This window comes from Microbacterium sp. SW12 (genome assembly GCF_055391095.1).
Window position 1 is genome coordinate 2,234,451 of sequence record NZ_AP024335.1, and the last position, 16,963, is coordinate 2,251,413.

A 16,963-nucleotide genomic window follows, 5' to 3' on the forward strand; every position below is an offset into this window, starting at 1 on the left:
TGCGCGGTCAGTAGCCCACGGTGAAGCGGCCGCGCACGTGCTGCGGGTTCTCGATCTCGTCGAGTACCGCCACGGCAAGGTCAGCTCCCGAGATGAAGGATTCGCCGTCGGCATCCGTCACGATGACGTCGCCGCCGGTGCGGTACTTCCCGGTGCGCTCCCCCGGGTTCCACGCGCCGAAGCCGCCGGCCGGGTGCACGAAGAACCAGTCGCGACCCGAACTGTCGGCCTGCAGGTCTTCGAGGATGTCGATGGCTTCCTGCGCTTCGGGTTTGAACTCGTCGGGAAAGCCGCTGTCGATCACACGCGGCCCGCCAGGGGCCACGAGGCTCCCGCCAGCACCGCCGATGATTCCGATGCGCACGTCACCGGGGAGCACTGACAGCAACTGCTGGATCGCCGGGCGGACCTTTCCGAGCATGTCTCCGCGACCGGGGACCGCGCTGACCACGACATCGACGCCCGCAAGCTCGGCGACCAGACCTGGGACATCGAGCAGGGTGCCCTCGATGTAGGTGGCGCCGTGGATCCGCTCTGCCGGCGCGACGCGCGCGACCGATACGACAGTGTGGCCGCGGTCGACCGCTTCCTTGACGATGTGGGAGCCGGCGTAGCCGGTTCCTCCGAGAACTGCGATGCGGGCCATGGTGATCCTTCCGTCGATGGGCTGCGGGGGCAGTCGATGGAGCCAACGGCGGATGATGTGCGCCGTATTCCATCCTGCCGCTGTGACAAGTCTCGCGCGGCGCTGCCCTCAGATGAGGATGGAGACGGGGTTCTCGATCCGTCGCTGGAACGCGGCAAGCCACTGCGCTGCCAGTGCACCGTCGAGCACTCGGTGGTCGGCAGAGAGCGTCACGGTCATCATCGTGGCGACCTCGAGAACATCATCCGCACCGACGACCGGCCGCTTCTCGGCCGCTCCGACAGCGAGGATGCCCGCGTGGGGCGGATTCAGGATCGCCGAGAACTCGCTCGTGCCGTACATCCCGAGGTTCGACACCGAGAACGAGCCACCCTCGAGCTCGTGCTGCTTGATCCGGCCCGCGCGCGCCCGATCGGCGAGGTCGCGGATCGCGGCGCTCAGTTCGCTGAGCGGCATCCGGTCGACTCCGCGCACGACGGGTGTGAGAAGCCCCCCGTCGACAGAAACGGCTACCGCGATCTCCACCGAGGAGAACTGCCGCGTCGCGTCTGGCATCCAGATGGCGTTGGCTTCGGGGACCTCGCGTAGGGCGGTGGCCACCGCTTTCACCACCAGGTCGTTGACCGAGACCTTGGCGGCATGGGCCGCGTTGATCTGGCGGCGGGCACTCGGGGCCGCAGATACCCTGCAGGCCGGAGGCCAGAGCCTGAGCGAAGCGCTCAGCGAACGCGGGATCGTCCCCGATGTCTTCTTCGAGGTTTCGGGGTCTGCGCCGGGCCTCGCGTCGGTGCTCGAAGCTGCCAGCCCGGGCGCAACGATCGTTCCCGTCGGCATCCAGCGCGGTGAGCCGGGGCTGCCGCTCGGCTCGTGGACCCTTCGCGAGTACACGATCGTGGGCACCGTCGCGCACGTGTACCGGGACGACATCCCCGAAGCCGTCCGACTGCTCGCAGAGCGCGGTGACTGGACGGATGTCGCCGCCGAAGTCCTCCCCCTGAGTGAGGTCGTGGACGGGGCGCTCCAGCCGCTACTGAGCGGCGCTCCCGGTCAGGTCAAGACACTGATCGACCCCTGGACCGAGCACCGCAGAGCAGCCGTCCACGGCCGCGCACAGGCCTGACGCGAGCGACCCGCGCAGGCTCCGTCAACCGGATCAGGGCAGTCGTTCCATCGCGCGCAACACGTCGACGGCGGATGCCGGAACAGCGGGCTGAGATGCGGCCCCGGGAGCCACGGGCAGCGTCTCGTTCTGGGGCCTGCGGCCGAACACGAACCATACGCCGCGAGCAATGGTGTCCGAGTGGTTCACGAACAAGTGCGGCCGCATGGAGTCAAAGCTCAGCGAGTCGCCCGGGCCAAGCACATAGGTGTCGAAATCCAGTTGCAGCGTGAGTTCACCCTCGAGAAGGTAGGCGTACTCGACCCCGGCGTGGCGCATGAGCCGGTCCTCCACCGAACTGCTCGCCCCGGGCTGGTAGGTCACCAGGAGCGCATCGGCAGGACCGCCGGGAACACTCGCGAGCTTCTCCCAGCGAACGCCGTTCTCCATCTCGATCACGGGGTACTCTGCAGCGCGCCGGACGGTCGAAGCGTCCGGCGCTGCGGGGCCGGGGCAACGGGCGAGGGACCCGCGGTGGGAACGTTACCGACCAGCTCGTCCAGCGACACTCCGAGGTGGTTCGCCATGGCGAACAGTGTCGACACTGAGGGCTGCGTCTTACCGATCTCGACCTGCGAGATCAGCGACGCCGAAACTCCGAGCGCTTGCGCGAGCGAGCGAAGGCTCATTCCCTTCGCGGTGCGCACCTCGCGGAGCTTGGCTCCCAGGCCCTCGGTCATGATCTCCCACCAGCGCGGCCACTGGTCAGCCACGAACGTCCGCTCATTCTAGGGCAGGACATGCGCACGACCTCGGACCGCCGCGTCTCACATCAGGACGGTTCCCCGGTCGACCGGCAGGTTGACCGCGGAAACGCCGCGGTTGCGCAATAGGAATTGCGTAGCATCCACCACGTCGGCCATCGTCGCGAGCTTGCCCCCCGGAGTGTGTCGTTCGTATTGCTCCAAGAAGGACTGATACGGCGCAGCATTCAGGGTGCGCAGCGGCGGCGTCGATCTCGGCGCCGCCGCTGCGCTCTCCTCGGCCCGGTCTAGTCGGCCCGCAGCGTCGATACCTGGTACAGCGCGACGGATGCCGCGATTCCGGCGTTCAGGGACTCGGTGGCCGCCGAGATGGGAATCGACACGATCTGGTCGCACGTCTCGGTTACCAGGCGTGAGAGCCCCTTGCCCTCCGAGCCGACGACGATCACGACGGGGCGATCGGCGAGCTCAAGCGCGGGAAGTGACACGTCGCCGTCACCGTCGAGGCCGAGCACGAATACACCCTGCTTCTTGAACTCCTTGAGGGTTGTGGTGAGGTTCGGGGCGATGGCCACGGGGATGCGAGCTGCTGCTCCCGCTGAGGTCTTCCACGCCGCCGAGTTGACCCCGGCCGAGCGGCGCTGCGGAATGATGACGCCCTGGCCGCCGAAGGCCGCAGTAGATCGGATGATGGCGCCGAGGTTTCGCGGATCGGTCACGCCGTCCAGCGCGACAAGCAGCGGCACCTGGCCCGCGTCGATCACGTTCTCCAGCAGGTCCTGCGGGTGCGCGTACTCATAGGGCGGCACCTTGAGCGCCACGCCCTGGTGCACGCCGTCAAAGCCCGCCATCCGGTCAAGTTCGGGCCTCGTGACCTCGAGCACGGGAATCTCCCGGTGCGCCGCGATCGACAGCATCTCCTTGACGCGGTCATCCATCTCCACGCGCTGGGCGATGTAGAACGCGGTGGCCGGGATGCGCGTTCGCAGCGCCTCCAAGACGGAGTTGCGTCCCGTCACGGTCTCGGTGTCATCGCTCTGCTTCGGACGACCACCCCGGTTCGGGTTCGAGCCCGCGACGCGCGCCCCGGGCCGCCCCGTGCCTCCGGCGGCGGCGTAACGTTCCTGCGCAGCCTTGCGTTTGCCGGCGACGTGCCAACTGCGGTCCTCGGCCTTGGGGGTCGGGCCCTTGCCTTCGAGGGACTTGCGGCCCTGGCCGCCCGAGCCCTTGGTTGCCCCCTTCTTGGTGGACTTGCGTGCGCCGGGGCGCCCTGGCTTGCTCATGCGATGCTCCAATGCGTTCCGTCGGGCCCATCTTCGAGCGTGACTCCGGCAGCCGCGATCGCGTCGCGAATGCGGTCGGCCGCGGCCCAGTCTTTTCCTGCGCGCGCGCGAGCGCGCTGCTCGATGAGTTCCTGCAGCAGAGCATCCAGCGCCGGAGCCTCCGGGCCCGATCGTGATGCCCACTGCGGGTCGAGAGGGTTGAGTCCGAGGATGCCGGTCAGTCTGGCAACCTCGCCCGCCAGCGCTCGTGCCGTCTCGGCATCGCCGGCATCGAGTGCGGTGTTGCCTTCGCGGACTCGCTCGTGGACGATCGCCAGGGCCTGCGGCACGCCGAGGTCGTCATCCATTGCCGCGGCGAACGCCGAATCGATCACCGATGTCTCCACGAGGGCTCCGTGCCGAGCGACCCGCTCGAGGAAGGTCCGGATGCGGCCAAGCGCTGCCTCGGCCTCGTCGAAGGACTTAGCCGAGAGATCGAGGCTCGATCGATAGTGGGCGGCGGCCAGGGCATACCGCACGACGAGGGGATCGTGCTCGGCCAGCACGTCCCGTACGAGCACGAAGTTTCCGAGCGACTTCGACATCTTCTGGCCCTCGACAGTGACCAGTCCGTTGTGCACCCAGTAGCGGGCGAACCCGTCGCCTGCCGCACTGGACTGGGCGAGTTCGTTCTCGTGGTGCGGGAAGCGCAGGTCGAGGCCACCGCCGTGGATGTCGAACTCGTCGCCCAGGTAGCGGCGCGCCATGGCCGAGCACTCGATGTGCCATCCGGGGCGCCCCCGCCCCCACGGCGAATCCCACGTGGCATCCGCGGGTTCGTCAGACTTCGCGCCCTTCCAGAGCGCGAAGTCGCGCACGTCGCGCTTGCCCCGCGGATCGGCATCAGCGGCCGGCGCCATGTCGTCGATCGACTGACGCGTCAGCTCGCCGTATTCAGCCCACGAGCGCACGTCGAAGTACACGTCACCGACAGCGTCAGTCCCCGGCTCGGCCGCGTAGGCGTGACCCGTGCTGATCAGCTGATCGATGAGCGCGATCATCTGCGGGATCGATCCGGTAGCCCGCGGCTCGTACGTCGGCGGGAGGATGCCGATCGCAGCATAGGCGGCGGCGAATTCCTGCTCGACCCGGTAGGCCAGCGCCCACCAGGGCTCTGACTCGGTGGCGTTATCGAGCACTTTGTCGTCGATGTCAGTGACATTGCGCACGAAGGTCACGCGGCCATGGCGATGGGCGAGCCAGCGGCGCAGGATGTCGAAGGCAAGGCCACCACGCAGGTGGCCGATGTGCGGCCCGGACTGCACGGTGGGCCCGCACACATAGACGGTGACATTGCCCGGATCCAGCGGCGCGAAAACGCGGAGTTGCTGAGCGCGGGTGTCGTAAAGCTGCAGAGCGCCCTGCCTCTCAGCCGTCACCGCGTCCGTCATCCCTTCAGCCTACCGGCGGGCCCTCGGAAGCCGCCGTGGTGCCACGCAGCCGGCGCCCCGGACAAGCGAGGATCTGGGGTAGAACTGTGGACGTGCCCTCCTCTTCCGCAGCGCTCGACATCCGCCTCGATGACCTCAGCGGCGAGCCGACCCGAGCGCTGATCGCCGCTCACCTGTCGGACATGCGCTCGATCTCGCCCGAGGAGAGTTGCCACGCTCTGGATCTCAGCGGGCTCGAGCAGCCCTCCGTCCAGGTGTGGTCGGCGTGGGTCGCCGGCGAGCTTGCCGGCGTCGGCGCGCTTGCTCAGCTCGACGAAGACAACGGCGAGCTCAAGTCGATGCGTGTCGCAGACAGCCATCGTGGCACGGGTATCGGGCGCGCGATGCTCGAGCACGTGATCGACCAGGCGCGCCGTCGCGGCATGTCGGCGCTGTGGCTCGAGACGGGCTCGACGCCGGAGTTTCTGCCGGCGCAGCGACTCTATGAGTCGGCGGGCTTCGCACGCTGCGAGCCGTTCGGCAGCTACGTGCTCGACCCGTACTCCCTCTTCATGACGAAGAAGCTGTAGCAGCGCGCAAATCCGAACTAACGCGCGGGGACCACCAGCGCGACCGCGAAGGCTGCGACGCCCTCGCCGGCGCCGGTGAAACCGAGCCCGTCAGTCGTTGTGGCCGAGACCGACACAGGGGCACCGCCGAGGGCCCGTGAGAGCACAGCCTCTGCCTCGGCACGACGCCCAGCGAATCGTGGCCGGCGCGCCTGAACCTGGACCGAGACGTTGCCGACACGCAAACCCGCCTCGCCGAGCAGCGCAAGAGTCCTGCCCAGAAAGGCCTCAGCGTGGGCCCCGCCGTACTCCGGACGGTCGGTGCCGAAGTGGGTGCCGATGTCGCCGAGCCCGGATGCCGCCAGGAGCGCGTCGACGATCGCATGAGCCACCGCGTCTCCGTCTGAGTGTCCCGACAACGCCTGCTCGCCCGGCCACTCGAGCCCGGCGAGCCACAGCGATCCGTCACCGCCGAAGGCGTGGACATCGGTTCCGATACCCACGCGCGGCAGCGCCGGCTCACCCAGCGGTGTAGCGGACTTCGGTAGGGGCGAAACGAGGGCGCGCGCTCGGTCGAGATCGGCGCGGGTTGTGATCTTGAACGCGATAGCGTCGCCGGCAACCGTCGTTGTGGCGTGCCCGGCCGCGGCGACAACTGCCGCGTCATCCGTGTACTCCTGGTCCGCAGCAGCGTATGCAGTCTCCAAGATGCGGCGAGGAAACCCTTGCGGCGTCTGCGCGGCAGTCAGACTCGACCTGTCGACGACCCCGACGATGGTGTCGCCCTCCATCTGCCGAATCGTGTCGACGACCGGCATGACCGGGACGACGCCGGCAGCGCCGGCCTCGAGCGCGCCGATCACGCGCGTGAACACATCAGGCGGGGTGAGGGCACGCGCCGCGTCGTGCACGAGGACGTATTCGACGTCGCCCCACAGCACGGCGAGGCCTGCGGCTACGGATGCCTGCCTGCTGGGTCCGCCGGTGACAACGGACACGAGGTCGCGCCTGTCCGCCGCGGCCTCCTCGGCATCCGTCAACGCATCACCCTCGCGACCGGCGGGCGCGACGACGATGACCTGCATCGGTGGAGCCTCGAAGATGCCTCGAAGCGCATGTCGCAGGATGGTGTGATCGTCGAGGCCGACGAAGGCCTTGGGGATTCCGGCGGCGAGCCGGCTACCCGAGCCCGCTGCGACGACGATGACCGCGACGCGGGGGACCGGAATGATGCTCACGGGTGCCACGCTACCGCGCGGCAGCACCGACTCAGGAGGCGAGGACCTCGTCGAGCAGGACGCTGGCCTTCTCTTCGTCGGTCTTCTCGGCCAGCGCGAGCTCGGAGATCAGGATCTGCTTGGCCTTGGCCAGCATCCGCTTCTCACCGGCGGAAAGACCGCGGTCCTGATCGCGGCGCCACAGGTCGCGGACGACCTCACTCACCTTGATGACATCGCCCGACGCGAGCTTCTCGAGGTTCGCCTTGTATCGGCGAGACCAGTTCGTGGGCTCCTCGGTGAACGGCGCGCGCAGCACGTCGAACACGCGCTCGAGACCGTCCTTGCCGATCACATCACGGACGCCGACCAGGTCGACGTTCTCAGCCGGGACCTCGATGATCAGATCGCCTTGAGTGACGTTGAGTTTCAAGTACTTCTTGGTCTCGCCTTTGATGACGCGTTCCTTGACCTCGATGATTGTTGCGGCCCCGTGGTGCGGGTAGACAACCGTCTCGCCAACCTCAAAAAGCATGGAGTTATGTTCCTTTCGGCAAACTCCAGAATACCACAGGGCCCATACGCTAGAGTTCGCCACCCACTCTTCGACCCCGGGCGGAAGTGAGCCTCAGGGAGGCGTAAGCCGACGGTGCGCAACCCCGTAGAATGCATCGTGAAGCCGTCATCCGCTCAAGGAGGATCCGTGAAATCGCGCCTCATCGCGTCGCTCGTTGTGGGCGCAGCCCTCGTCCTCGGAACCTCGGGGTGCAGCCTGATCTCCGCGCACGCGACGACGATCGAGTACTCGCCCGCCGAGGGAACCAACGTCCCCGACGAGTCCGGTCCCCTGCAGGTTCGCAACACGATGATCGTCGCGAACGACGAGGGCACCGAAGGCAACTTCCTCGCCGCCATCATCAACAGCACGGACGAGACGTACGTTCTGAACATCGACTTCGCCGATGGTGTGACAGAACAGGTCATCGTTCCGGCGGGCACCGTCAAGAGCCTCGGCGAGAACGCCGATCCGATTCTGATCCGCGACCTGAACACCCCGCCCGGAGCGACGCTGTCGGCATCATTCCAGTCCGGTGAGGGCGTCACCTCCGTCATCTCGGTGCCGGTATTCAACGGCGACCTCGAATACCTCGCACCCTTCGTGCCCTGAGTCTTCCCGGAACCACAACGTCGGCCCCGCCTCTGTCGAGAGCGGGGCCGACGTGGTTTTGAGGTCGTGGCGGGTCAGGACTCAAAGCGATAGCCGAGCCCGCGGACTGTCACGAGCATGGTCGGATCGCTCGGGTTCTTCTCGATGCGTGAGCGGATGCGCTTGATGTGGACATCCAGTGTCTTCGTGTCGCCGAAGTAGTCGGTTCCCCACACCCGGTCGATGAGCTGACCACGCGTGAGCACCCGGCCCGCGTTGCGCATGAGCACCTCGAGGAGCTCGAATTCCTTCAGCGGCATGCTGATCTCGCTGCCGTCGACCGAGACGGTGTGCCGGTCGATGTCCAGCGTCACGCGCCCTCCTTCGAGGATGCGGTCGTCGAGGTCCGCCTCGGCGGTGGAGAGCCTGCGCAGCACTGCGCGCATCCGTGCGAGCAGTTCCCGAGCCGAATAGGGCTTGGTCACATAGTCGTCAGCGCCGAGCTCGAGTCCCACGACGATATCGACCTCGGAGTCCTTCGCCGTGAGCATGATGATCGGAACAGACGACGAGGCGCGCAGTTGCCGACATACCTCGGTGCCGGGCATCCCGGGAAGCATGAGATCGAGCAACACGATGTCGGCGCCGAACTCACGGAACGAGGCGAGGGCGGCGGCTCCATCCTCGGCGATCTCGACCTCATAACCCTCCCGGCGCAGCAAGTACGCGAGCGGGTCGGCGAGGTCGGGTTCGTCCTCGACAAGTAGGACGCGAGTCATGCGGTTTCTCCGTTTCCTTCTCGGGCAGCGATGCCACTTCTGTCCGGTGTTCCGGTCCGATCGAGCGCGACGTGGACCGCACCCTCGGTCAGCACGGCATCCGAGCCCTGCAGTTTGGTCTTCTTCTTCTTGACCTTCTTCTCCTTTCGAACCCGCTTTCGGGGCGGCTCGTCGTGAGGAGACTCGATCAGAGGAAGCCGAATGGTGAACGTCGAGCCGCGGCCCTCGCGCGACCACAGGCGCACGTCGCCGCCATGGCGCTGTACGGCGTGCTTGACGATCGCCAACCCCAGGCCGGTTCCTCCGGTACGGCGCGAGCGAGCTTGATCTGCGCGGTAGAACCGTTCGAAGACGCGGTCCTGGTCTTCCTCGGAGATTCCGATTCCTCGGTCGGTGACGGCGATCTCGACGACGCCGTCCGCCGCTTTGACACCGATTCCTACGCTTGAGCCCTTCGGGGAGTAGGCGATGGCGTTGGCGATCAGGTTGCCCACGGCTTCGCTCAGCACCTGGGCATCGCCGCGAACGAACAGACCCCGTGTGCCGCCGCGGACGAGTTGCACGCCCGCGGAGTCGGCTTGGACGGCGTGAGCTTCGACGGCAGACGCGATGATCTCGTCGATCGAAGCGTCCCGCTCATCGTTGAGCTCATCGGCTGCCTGCAGGCGCGAGAGGTTCATGATGCGAGAGGTGAGGGTTGCCAGTCGCGTCGCCTCGGCAGACAGGCGCGAGGCGAACACCCGTACTTGGGCAGGGTCGTCGGATGCCGACTCGATGGCCTCGGCTAGCAGGCTCACCGCGCCCACCGGGGTCTTCAGCTCGTGGCTCGTGTTGGACACGAAGTCCCGTCGCATCTGCTCGACCCGCTCTTTCTCGGTGATATCGCGCAGCACGAGCAGCATGAGTCGGGAAGTGAGGGGCGTCGCCCGTACGGTGACCAGACGTGACTCCCCCGGCCCGGTGCCGCGGCGAATGCGAAATGTCGCGTTCGACGCTGCGTCGGCATCGCTGACCCGGCGCGCGACGCCGCGCAACTCGGCAGTGGGCAGCATGCTTCCCTCGGTCAGGTCGAAGGGCGCCGCGGATGCCGATGCCGCGATGATGACGCCGGCCGAATCGAGGACGACCGCGGGATCGTCGAGTCCGTGGAGGACCACTCGCGCACCCTCGGGAACATCCATGCCGGCGCCGTACTCGGCGCGCTCGCGAGCCCGCAGCGCCAACAGGATGAGGGTAGCCAGACCCGCACCGATCAGCAGCCCCACCAGGAGGCCGAGCAGGGCGATCTGCGCAGGTTGCATGGAAACAGCGTACGGGCGGCCCGGAGGACGACATTGCGAGCGGTGCTCGCGCCCACCTCGGGCGCGTCACTATTCACCGGAGCGGCACTGTCCGTTAACCTTCGGTGGCGAGAATCACTGGGTCGTCTGGCGTCTGCCGGTCGACAACACACGAAAGGGATCGGAATGCGCGAAGTCTTCCACCAGTCGCTCGAAGATGTGCAGAACCGTCTCGTTGAGATCTCCGGGATGGTCACAACCGCGATCGAGAAGGCGACAACGGCGTTCAAGACCAGCGATGTCGCCCTTGCCGAAGAAGTGATCGCGGCTGACGCCGAGATCGATGACAAGGCCCACGAACTGGACGAAATCGCCATCGAGATCATGGCCCGCCAGCAGCCCGTAGCCCGCGACCTGCGGATCGTCGTGATGGCTCTGCGGGTGAGCGCGTCGCTCGAGCGCATGGGCGACATCGCCGAGCACATCGCCCAGCTGACGCGGTTGCGCTTCCCCGAGCGCGCCATCCCCTCGGGACTGAAGTCGACGTTCCAGAAGATGGGCGAGCTGGATGTCGAGGCTGCCCGGAAGCTGACGCAGCTTCTGGACACCGAGGACCTCGCTCTCGCCGACCAGATCCGTGACATCGATGACCAGGTCGACGATCTGCACGTGAGCGTCTTCGAGAAGGTCCTCAGCGACAGCTGGTCGGGCGAGCCCGCGCAGACGGTGGATGCCACCCTCGCGAGCCGCTACCACGAGCGCTTCGTCGACCACGCCGTCTCGGTCGCCAAGAAGGTGCAGTACCTGGCAGAAGGCGGCGAGTTCTACGCGAGCGATGGGACAGCCACGGGAGAGTAACTCTCCCCCTCCAGCTCACAAGAAGAGCGGATGCCTCACGCGAGGCATCCGCTCTTCTCGTGAGATTCGGGTCTCGGCTTACTTCTTGCCCTGAGCAGCCACGGCGGCGGCACCAGCAGCAGCGGCCTCGGGGTCCAGGTACTCGGCGGGACCGAGCGGGACGAGGTTCTCGTCAAGCTTGTAGACCAGCGGGATGCCGGTCGGGATGTTGAGCTCGGCAATGTCGGCGTCACTGATGCCGTCGAGGTGCTTCACGAGGCCCCGCAACGAGTTCCCGTGCGCGGTCACGAGCACCGTCTTGCCGGCGCGCAGGTCAGCGGCGATGTCGCTCTCCCAGTACGGCATCATGCGATCGATGACGAGCTTGAGGGACTCCGTGCGGGGCACATCGCCGTCGATCCCGGCGTAGCGAGGATCGTGGACCTGGCTGAACTCGCTGTCATCATCCAGCGGCGGCGGCGGCACGTCGAACGAGCGGCGCCACAGCATGAACTGCTCGGGGCCGAACTCCTCGAGGGTCTGTGCCTTGTCCTTGCCCTGCAGCGCGCCGTAGTGGCGTTCGTTGAGTCGCCAGGTGCGCTTGACCGGGATCCAGAGGCGGTCGGCGGCATCCAGCGCGATGTTGGCGGTCTGGATCGCGCGGCTGAGCAGCGACGTGTGCAGAACGTCGGGAAGGATGCCCTGCGCGGCCATCAACTCCCCGCCCCGGCGGGCCTCGGCCTGCCCCTGCTCGGTGAGCCGCACATCGACCCATCCGGTGAAAAGATTCAGCTCGTTCCACTCGCTCTGGCCGTGTCGGAGAAGGATCAACGTATATGGCTCGGTCATGGCCCTCATGATATCCGGGCCAGGTGTCCGACAGATGGCGCGGTGGGCCGTGAAAGCCCTCGCGCGCACGGGCTCGGACGCGCGCGCACCGCTGGCATCATTGGGGGCGTGTCCTCTGCTCCTTCCGCGCCGACCGGGCGCCCCACGCGGGGCACGACAGGCACGAACCGGTTGCGCCGCGTCGACCGGTGGATAGCGCGGCATCCCGTGCTCCGTCGCGCATCCGACCCTCTGATTGTCGACCTCGGGTACGGCGCCACCGGCATCACGACCCTCGAGTTGGCTGCGCGCCTGTCGCCGGTGAGGCCCGACATCGACGTGTTGGGCCTGGAGATCGACCCCGAGCGGGTCGAGCGAGCACGCGAGCAGTTGCGAGCGGTCCGCGCGGGCCTCACGACGTTCGACCCCGACACCCGGGTCTCGTTCGCTCGGGGCGGCTTCGAGGTCCCCGCGCCCCGGCGCCCGACCCTGATACGCGCCCTGAACGTGCTGCGCCAGTACGACGACGTCGACGTCGAACCAGCCTGGTCGCGCATGGCAGGTCGCCTCGCGCCCGACGGACTGCTCGTCGAAGGAACGTGCGATGAGATCGGGCGGGTCATGACCTGGGTCGTGGTCGGGTCGGACGCCGCACCTCGGTCACTGACCGTCTCGCTGCGCCTGGCTGGACTCGAGTCGCCGGCAATCGCCGCCGAGCGCCTCCCGAAGGCCCTCATCCACCGGAACGTTCCCGGTGAGCCGATTCACGCATTCTTCCTGGATCTGACGCGGGAATGGGAGCGCGCGGCGCCGCTGTCGACGTTCTCGCCGGCCCAGCGGTGGAAGGCTAGCCTGCAGGCGATGCACGACGCCGGCTGGCCGCTCATCGGACGTCACCGGTGGCGACTGGGTGAGGTCACTGTCCCGTGGGCATCTGTCGCGCCGCGCTGACCAGCACCGGGTACTCAGATGCGCGGAACGGTATGGGCGGCATCCTCGCCTGACATGCCGGCGGCGGTGAGCAGGTCAACGGCAAGCGGCCGAAGCGCCGCGATGAGGTTCTGATCACCGAGTGTCGCATCGGGAAGGACCACTGCAGGATCGAGCCGCACCGCGACGGCGCGGAGCGTTTCACGGGCGACAGGCTCCAGCGAGATGTCGCGCAACGACTGGGCGATGAGATCAGCCCCGCGACCGAGGTCGGCCAGCAAGTCTGCAGCGACCTCTCGCGGCTCGCGGTCATCGACGAGGTACACCGTGCGCCGCGCGATCACGCGCAGGTTTCGGCACGCGAAGTCCATCGACTGCCAGATGCGCTGGTGGCGGGCGATCTCATGCCGTTGCGATCGCAGGAAGGGCGAGATCCGCGCGATCCCCATGCCGGATTCCAGTGTCAGGCGCCAGTCATCGATGTCGGCCTGCAGCGCTCGCGCCTTTTCGAGGCCCCGCTGCGCGCGAACGCGATCTCCGCGGCGCAGGGCGCGGATGATCGTCTCGGTGGCGCTCTGGAAGCGGGTGAACAGCACCTCGCCGGAGGCGACCTCCGTGCGCTGCGGGCTGCGCGGGATCAGCGCTGTCACCAGCAGCGCCGCGACTCCACCGACGACTCCGTCGATCAGCCGCAGCATCGGAGAACTGGTCGGGACGATCATGACGATGAGCGACTGAATCGCCGCCGCTATCGCAAACCCCGGCTGGGGCGAGAGGAACCGTGCGACGGCGAGGGTTGCGGCAAGTGCGAGGCCCAGCTGCCACCATCCGCTGCCGGCGACCAGGAGCAGCACTTCGGCCACAAGGATGCCGATGATCATGCCGATGACGGTCTCGAGTACGCGGCGCGGCCGAGCGTCGCGCACAAGTCCGAGACTCGAGACCGTGACCGTCGCGGCAAGCAGCGGCGCCGGGTGTCCGAGAACGTACGCGGCGAAGGCGTAAGCGCCAGTCGCGGCGACCACGATCTGGACGATGGCGATGGATGACGCGCGCAGCCGCGTCCATCCGGGAAGCGGGCTGAACCTCGTCCACCACCGCACGCGAACCGGAAGTGTCAGCGGCGCAGTCTCGTCGGGTGCTGCCGGCCGCGGCGAGCGCGGGTCCTGCCCTGCGCTCACGGCGAGGGAGGGGACGCCGCCGCGCGCCGGGAGAGCCGAGGCAGTCGAGGAACGGATGCCGCGGCGCCGGCCTCGGGTGGCACGATCGTCTCGAGCCTCGCGGCTACAGCACCCTCGGCCGTCTGGACAGTCGCGTCACCGTCAGGGGTCGTGCGTCGAACGAGCGCAAGTCCGATGGGTCCGTCATCCACATGCAGGGCGACGGAGGTGAGCACGCCCACCTCACCACTGGCGATGTGGACCTTGGAACCGGGCGGGGGGAGGATGCTGTCGGCACCGTCGAGGTGTACCGCCATGAGCCGGCGGGGAGGGTGCCCCAGATTGTGCACCTTCGCGACGGTCTCTTGGCCGCGGTAGCACCCCTTGGTCAGGTGCACGGCGGTTCGGAGCCAGTCCACCTCATGCGGCAGAGATCGTTCGTCGACCTCCCGCGACCAGCTGGGGCGCCATGCGGCAATACGCAAGGCGTCGACGGCGAGCGCGCCGGCCAGCGACACCTCGCCCGCTGCGGCGGCTTGCGCGATTCGGTCGCGCTCGGAAGCGTCGACGATGACCTCGACCCAGTCCCGTGCCTGCCCCGGATGCTCGCCGACCGCGTACGCGTGCCCTCCGGCCGTGACGCCCGGCCACGGATCGCGCCAGACGAGTGGAACTCCGGCAGGCGAGAACGCGGTGAGCCCTGCAGCATCGGGTGAGACGGCACCGATGACAACCACGTCACCGACGAGCTGGATCTCAACGCGCATGCGGAACCGCATCTTGGTCAGCCACGCCGTCAACTGTTCGGCATCCGCTGCGTCGACCAGGAGCCAGGCGGTCTCGCCGTCGTCGACGATCCCGGCGGCGTGCTCGATGTGACCGTTCGGGTCAAGGATCAGCAGCTCGCTGCTTTCTCCCGGCATGAGACCTGCGACGGCTTGCGAGGTGATCGAGTCGAGCCACGCGAGGCGATCGGGACCGGCGACGCTGACCACTGCACGGTTCTCGAGCGGTGCGACAGCGTCGCCGCGCAGAAGTCGACGCTGCTCGGCAAGGGGGTTCCCGAGGTGCATGAGGATGCCGCCCTCAGCCACAGCCCCGGGTACCCGCTCGAATGCGGATGCCATCAGTCGGCCTTCGCGAGCCGAGCTGAGGCGTGGGACGCGAGCGATCCGCCGAGCGCTGCGATATCCCACGCCCACAGGAGGTGACCATCGACCAACCCGTACATGCGGGTCGCTGCGGAGTAGACCTTCGCCGATGCGGTGCGGATGACGGCATCCGTGGCGATATCGATGCGAGGCCCGCGGATCTGCCCGAGGTAGAGCTCGCAGACACCATCGGAGTGCACGAGCGAGACCTCGATCTCGAACCCGCCCTCGGGAGTTCGCAGGGCTTCGACGTCGTCGACCGTCAGCGGCGAAGCAGCGGCAGCCGCCGGGAGCAGGCCGGGACCAGGCACGGCGTCGGTCGCGGGGATCGCCAACCGCCAGTACCCGGTTTCGCTGACCAATGCTGTTCGTGGCCCAGCAGGATCATCCGCGTCCAGAAGCCAGGCCTGTGCGGAATAGTTCAGGTGGCCGCCTCCGTCGTGGCTGAAACTCACCCGGTGATGGAACTCACCGGTGAAGTGCGTGCCGTCGGTGTCGTAGTCGATGACACCGGTGCCCTCCCATACGCCGACCAGCCACGACAGTGGCGCAAGCTCGGCGGGGAGGTCGGTGGGAAGATCGATCACGGCGCGTCAGCGCTGGCCGCGGTACAGGTTCTTCACGACGACACCTGAGACGAACACGATCGCCAGCGACGCGAGCGCAAGCAGGCCCACGAAGAAGAGTTCGAGCGCTACGAGGTCCATAGATTCCACTCTATCCCGGAATCGCCCCGCCTGAACTGCTCACGCTCGGGGGGTCAGCGCGGCACGATCGAGGCGAGCCCGAAGCCGAGGCTGATCACACCGAGCACGATCGCCGCACCGAGGGTGCTCAGCGCGACGCGCTCGACGAAGGCCTGAGATCGCCCGTAGGCCAGCTGCACCGCGAAAGCCAACACGACACACAACCCGAGAGCTACGCCGAGCCAGGCGATCCGCCACTCGGCAGGCACGAAGAAGCCGATGATCGCGCCGGCGACAGCGGCGGCCACCCAGACAGTGACGATCCCGCCGAAGGCACGGCGTGGAGCAAGCGGTGGCAGGTCCATCGCCCCATTGTCTCCTATCCGCGGAGGACACCCTAAACTGAGGGGCGCGGTGCGCCTCCGGCACCGGGAGGATGTCAGCGTGGCACAGCTATTGGTTCTGAGTTCCGCCCCAGGCGGTGGGCCAGCTCTGCCCGCGCTCGAGTTGCTGAGTCATCGCACTCGCCAGATCCCCGCAGAACCCGCGCAGCTGGTGAACGCACCCAGCGCCGACATCGTCTTCGTGGATGCCCGCACCGATCTCGTGGGAGCGAAGTCGCTGTGCAAGATCCTCGGGACGACGGGGCTGGATGTCCCGCTCATCCTCATCGTGACCGAGGGCGGCCTCACCGCCGTCTCGCCGGATTGGGGCGTCGATGACGTCATCCTGGTCACGGCGGGTCCGGCCGAAGTCGATGCGCGGGTGCGCCTGGCGATCGGCCGGATGGCGAAGGAACAGGTTTCCACGCGTATTCAGACCTCGGGCATCACGATCGACGAGTCGTCCTACTCGGCCAAGGTGCATGGACGCCCGCTCGATCTCACCTACAAGGAGTTCCAGCTCCTCCACTTCTTCGCCACTCACCCGTCGCGGGTCTTCACCCGGGAACAACTGCTCAGCGAGGTGTGGGGCTACGACTACTTCGGGGGAACCCGAACCGTCGATGTGCACGTCAGACGCCTTCGTGCCAAGCTCGGCGACCTGGAGCAGCTCATCGGCACCGTGCGCAACGTCGGGTACCGCTTCAACGTCTACGAGGATGACGCCCCGCCGCCGCGGGAGCGCGCCGACGCCTGACGACGAAAACTGTTCACGCGGGAGTCACGTAGCGCTGA

21 protein-coding genes are annotated in these 16,963 nt (G+C 67.5%); 6 read left to right on the plus strand and 15 right to left on the minus strand.

Annotated features, from left to right (window positions below):
* Nucleotides 1-7 precede the first annotated feature (7 nt).
* A complete protein-coding gene (locus MICSW_RS11315; RefSeq protein ID WP_228176849.1) occupies nucleotides 8-646 on the minus strand; it encodes an NAD(P)-dependent oxidoreductase in 639 nt (212 codons plus the stop codon).
* A 108-nt stretch (nucleotides 647-754) separates the two neighbouring features.
* Nucleotides 755-1,300, minus strand: coding sequence for a 2-oxo acid dehydrogenase subunit E2 (locus MICSW_RS11320; protein ID WP_292733176.1), 546 nt, complete (start codon nucleotides 1,298-1,300; stop codon nucleotides 755-757).
* Between MICSW_RS11320 and MICSW_RS11325 the strand changes: the two genes are divergently transcribed.
* Entirely contained in the window at nucleotides 1,239-1,766 is a 528-nt protein-coding gene (locus MICSW_RS11325) for a zinc-binding dehydrogenase (protein WP_292727063.1), read from the plus strand. The two genes, MICSW_RS11320 and MICSW_RS11325, sit on opposite strands and share 62 nt — an antisense overlap.
* Before the next feature lie 33 nt (nucleotides 1,767-1,799).
* Here MICSW_RS11325 and MICSW_RS11330 read toward each other — a convergent pair whose 3' ends face one another.
* The 4 genes from MICSW_RS11330 to cysS form a co-directional block, all read right to left on the minus strand.
* Nucleotides 1,800-2,195, minus strand: a complete 396-nt coding sequence (locus MICSW_RS11330; protein ID WP_464498358.1) for a cupin domain-containing protein — start codon at nucleotides 2,193-2,195, stop codon at nucleotides 1,800-1,802.
* 5 nt (nucleotides 2,196-2,200) lie between these two features.
* Entirely contained in the window at nucleotides 2,201-2,518 is a 318-nt protein-coding gene (locus MICSW_RS11335) for a helix-turn-helix domain-containing protein (RefSeq protein WP_464495950.1), read from the minus strand.
* Nucleotides 2,519-2,796: 278 nt separating this feature from the next.
* Nucleotides 2,797-3,792 carry a 23S rRNA (guanosine(2251)-2'-O)-methyltransferase RlmB gene (gene rlmB / locus MICSW_RS11340; RefSeq protein WP_347424453.1) on the minus strand — a complete coding sequence of 332 codons (996 nt, stop codon included), beginning with the start codon at nucleotides 3,790-3,792 and terminating at the stop codon, nucleotides 2,797-2,799.
* A complete protein-coding gene (gene cysS, locus MICSW_RS11345) occupies nucleotides 3,789-5,222 on the minus strand; it encodes a cysteine--tRNA ligase (RefSeq protein WP_464495951.1) in 1,434 nt (477 codons plus the stop codon). The genes rlmB and cysS overlap by 4 nt, the downstream gene beginning before the upstream one ends.
* A gap of 92 nt (nucleotides 5,223-5,314) precedes the next feature.
* On the opposite strand from cysS, the gene MICSW_RS11350 reads away from it, so the two are divergent.
* Complete coding sequence (locus tag MICSW_RS11350; RefSeq protein ID WP_464495952.1) at nucleotides 5,315-5,791, plus strand: GNAT family N-acetyltransferase; 477 nt, start codon at nucleotides 5,315-5,317, stop codon at nucleotides 5,789-5,791.
* A gap of 17 nt (nucleotides 5,792-5,808) precedes the next feature.
* On the opposite strand, the gene ispD is transcribed toward MICSW_RS11350, so the two are convergent.
* The gene (gene ispD, locus MICSW_RS11355) at nucleotides 5,809-7,008 is read right to left on the minus strand and encodes a 2-C-methyl-D-erythritol 4-phosphate cytidylyltransferase (RefSeq protein ID WP_464495953.1); all 1,200 of its coding nucleotides are present in this window, start codon (nucleotides 7,006-7,008) and stop codon (nucleotides 5,809-5,811) included.
* A 31-nt stretch (nucleotides 7,009-7,039) separates the two neighbouring features.
* On the minus strand, nucleotides 7,040-7,522 hold the full coding sequence (locus MICSW_RS11360; RefSeq protein ID WP_195692045.1) for a CarD family transcriptional regulator: 483 nt from the start codon (nucleotides 7,520-7,522) through the stop codon (nucleotides 7,040-7,042).
* 168 nt (nucleotides 7,523-7,690) lie between these two features.
* Here MICSW_RS11360 and MICSW_RS11365 point away from each other — a divergent pair, with 168 nt between their 5' ends.
* Nucleotides 7,691-8,155 carry a DNA modification methylase gene (locus MICSW_RS11365; protein WP_228176836.1) on the plus strand — a complete coding sequence of 155 codons (465 nt, stop codon included), beginning with the start codon at nucleotides 7,691-7,693 and terminating at the stop codon, nucleotides 8,153-8,155.
* A 74-nt stretch (nucleotides 8,156-8,229) separates the two neighbouring features.
* Here the strand turns inward: MICSW_RS11365 and MICSW_RS11370 are convergent, their stop codons facing one another.
* Nucleotides 8,230-8,913 carry a response regulator transcription factor gene (locus tag MICSW_RS11370; protein ID WP_228176835.1) on the minus strand — a complete coding sequence of 228 codons (684 nt, stop codon included), beginning with the start codon at nucleotides 8,911-8,913 and terminating at the stop codon, nucleotides 8,230-8,232.
* Complete coding sequence (locus MICSW_RS11375; protein ID WP_292728507.1) at nucleotides 8,910-10,214, minus strand: sensor histidine kinase; 1,305 nt, start codon at nucleotides 10,212-10,214, stop codon at nucleotides 8,910-8,912. Before MICSW_RS11375 ends, MICSW_RS11370 begins: the two co-directional genes overlap by 4 nt.
* 165 nt (nucleotides 10,215-10,379) lie before the next feature.
* Between MICSW_RS11375 and phoU the strand changes: the two genes are divergently transcribed.
* Nucleotides 10,380-11,051: a phosphate signaling complex protein PhoU gene (gene phoU, locus MICSW_RS11380; protein WP_228176833.1), complete on the plus strand. Its 672-nt coding sequence runs from the start codon at nucleotides 10,380-10,382 to the stop codon at nucleotides 11,049-11,051.
* Nucleotides 11,052-11,129: 78 nt separating this feature from the next.
* Here the strand turns inward: phoU and MICSW_RS11385 are convergent, their stop codons facing one another.
* Nucleotides 11,130-11,879, minus strand: coding sequence for a phosphoglyceromutase (locus MICSW_RS11385; RefSeq protein ID WP_228176832.1), 750 nt, complete (start codon nucleotides 11,877-11,879; stop codon nucleotides 11,130-11,132).
* Between the two features lie 108 nt (nucleotides 11,880-11,987).
* Here MICSW_RS11385 and MICSW_RS11390 point away from each other — a divergent pair, with 108 nt between their 5' ends.
* Entirely contained in the window at nucleotides 11,988-12,809 is an 822-nt protein-coding gene (locus MICSW_RS11390) for a methyltransferase domain-containing protein (protein ID WP_292733962.1), read from the plus strand.
* Nucleotides 12,810-12,823: 14 nt separating this feature from the next.
* Here the strand turns inward: MICSW_RS11390 and MICSW_RS11395 are convergent, their stop codons facing one another.
* The 4 genes from MICSW_RS11395 to MICSW_RS11410 all read right to left on the minus strand — a co-directional run bounded on the left by MICSW_RS11395 (nucleotide 12,824) and on the right by MICSW_RS11410 (nucleotide 16,150).
* Nucleotides 12,824-13,969, minus strand: a complete 1,146-nt coding sequence (locus tag MICSW_RS11395; RefSeq protein ID WP_228176830.1) for an FUSC family protein — start codon at nucleotides 13,967-13,969, stop codon at nucleotides 12,824-12,826.
* Nucleotides 13,966-15,075 carry a CAF17-like 4Fe-4S cluster assembly/insertion protein YgfZ gene (gene ygfZ, locus MICSW_RS11400; RefSeq protein ID WP_228176829.1) on the minus strand — a complete coding sequence of 370 codons (1,110 nt, stop codon included), beginning with the start codon at nucleotides 15,073-15,075 and terminating at the stop codon, nucleotides 13,966-13,968. Before ygfZ ends, MICSW_RS11395 begins: the two co-directional genes overlap by 4 nt.
* Nucleotides 15,075-15,686 carry a heme-binding beta-barrel domain-containing protein gene (locus MICSW_RS11405; protein WP_464495954.1) on the minus strand — a complete coding sequence of 204 codons (612 nt, stop codon included), beginning with the start codon at nucleotides 15,684-15,686 and terminating at the stop codon, nucleotides 15,075-15,077. The genes ygfZ and MICSW_RS11405 overlap by 1 nt, the downstream gene beginning before the upstream one ends.
* Nucleotides 15,687-15,859: 173 nt before the next feature.
* Entirely contained in the window at nucleotides 15,860-16,150 is a 291-nt protein-coding gene (locus tag MICSW_RS11410) for a hypothetical protein (protein WP_292709180.1), read from the minus strand.
* Between the two features lie 79 nt (nucleotides 16,151-16,229).
* Here MICSW_RS11410 and MICSW_RS11415 point away from each other — a divergent pair, with 79 nt between their 5' ends.
* Nucleotides 16,230-16,925, plus strand: a complete 696-nt coding sequence (locus MICSW_RS11415; protein ID WP_292709182.1) for a response regulator transcription factor — start codon at nucleotides 16,230-16,232, stop codon at nucleotides 16,923-16,925.
* Nucleotides 16,926-16,963: the final 38 nt, after the last annotated feature.

Bases quoted from the DNA above. Each gene is read 5' to 3' on its own strand.
- cysS (WP_464495951.1), bottom strand. From the start codon at position 5,222: ATGACGGACGCGGTGACGGCTGAGAGGCAGGGCGCTCTGCAGCTTTAC.
- MICSW_RS11315 (WP_228176849.1), bottom strand. From the start codon at position 646: ATGGCCCGCATCGCAGTTCTCGGAGGAACCGGCTACGCCGGCTCCCAC.
- ygfZ (WP_228176829.1), bottom strand. From the start codon at position 15,075: ATGGCATCCGCATTCGAGCGGGTACCCGGGGCTGTGGCTGAGGGCGGC.
- MICSW_RS11360 (WP_195692045.1), bottom strand. From the start codon at position 7,522: ATGCTTTTTGAGGTTGGCGAGACGGTTGTCTACCCGCACCACGGGGCC.
- phoU (WP_228176833.1), top strand. From the start codon at position 10,380: ATGCGCGAAGTCTTCCACCAGTCGCTCGAAGATGTGCAGAACCGTCTC.
- rlmB (WP_347424453.1), bottom strand. From the start codon at position 3,792: ATGAGCAAGCCAGGGCGCCCCGGCGCACGCAAGTCCACCAAGAAGGGG.
- MICSW_RS11375 (WP_292728507.1), bottom strand. From the start codon at position 10,214: ATGCAACCTGCGCAGATCGCCCTGCTCGGCCTCCTGGTGGGGCTGCTG.
- MICSW_RS11385 (WP_228176832.1), bottom strand. From the start codon at position 11,879: ATGACCGAGCCATATACGTTGATCCTTCTCCGACACGGCCAGAGCGAG.
- MICSW_RS11330 (WP_464498358.1), bottom strand. From the start codon at position 2,195: ATGGAGAACGGCGTTCGCTGGGAGAAGCTCGCGAGTGTTCCCGGCGGT.
- MICSW_RS11370 (WP_228176835.1), bottom strand. From the start codon at position 8,913: ATGACTCGCGTCCTACTTGTCGAGGACGAACCCGACCTCGCCGACCCG.
- MICSW_RS11410 (WP_292709180.1), bottom strand. From the start codon at position 16,150: ATGGACCTGCCACCGCTTGCTCCACGCCGTGCCTTCGGCGGGATCGTC.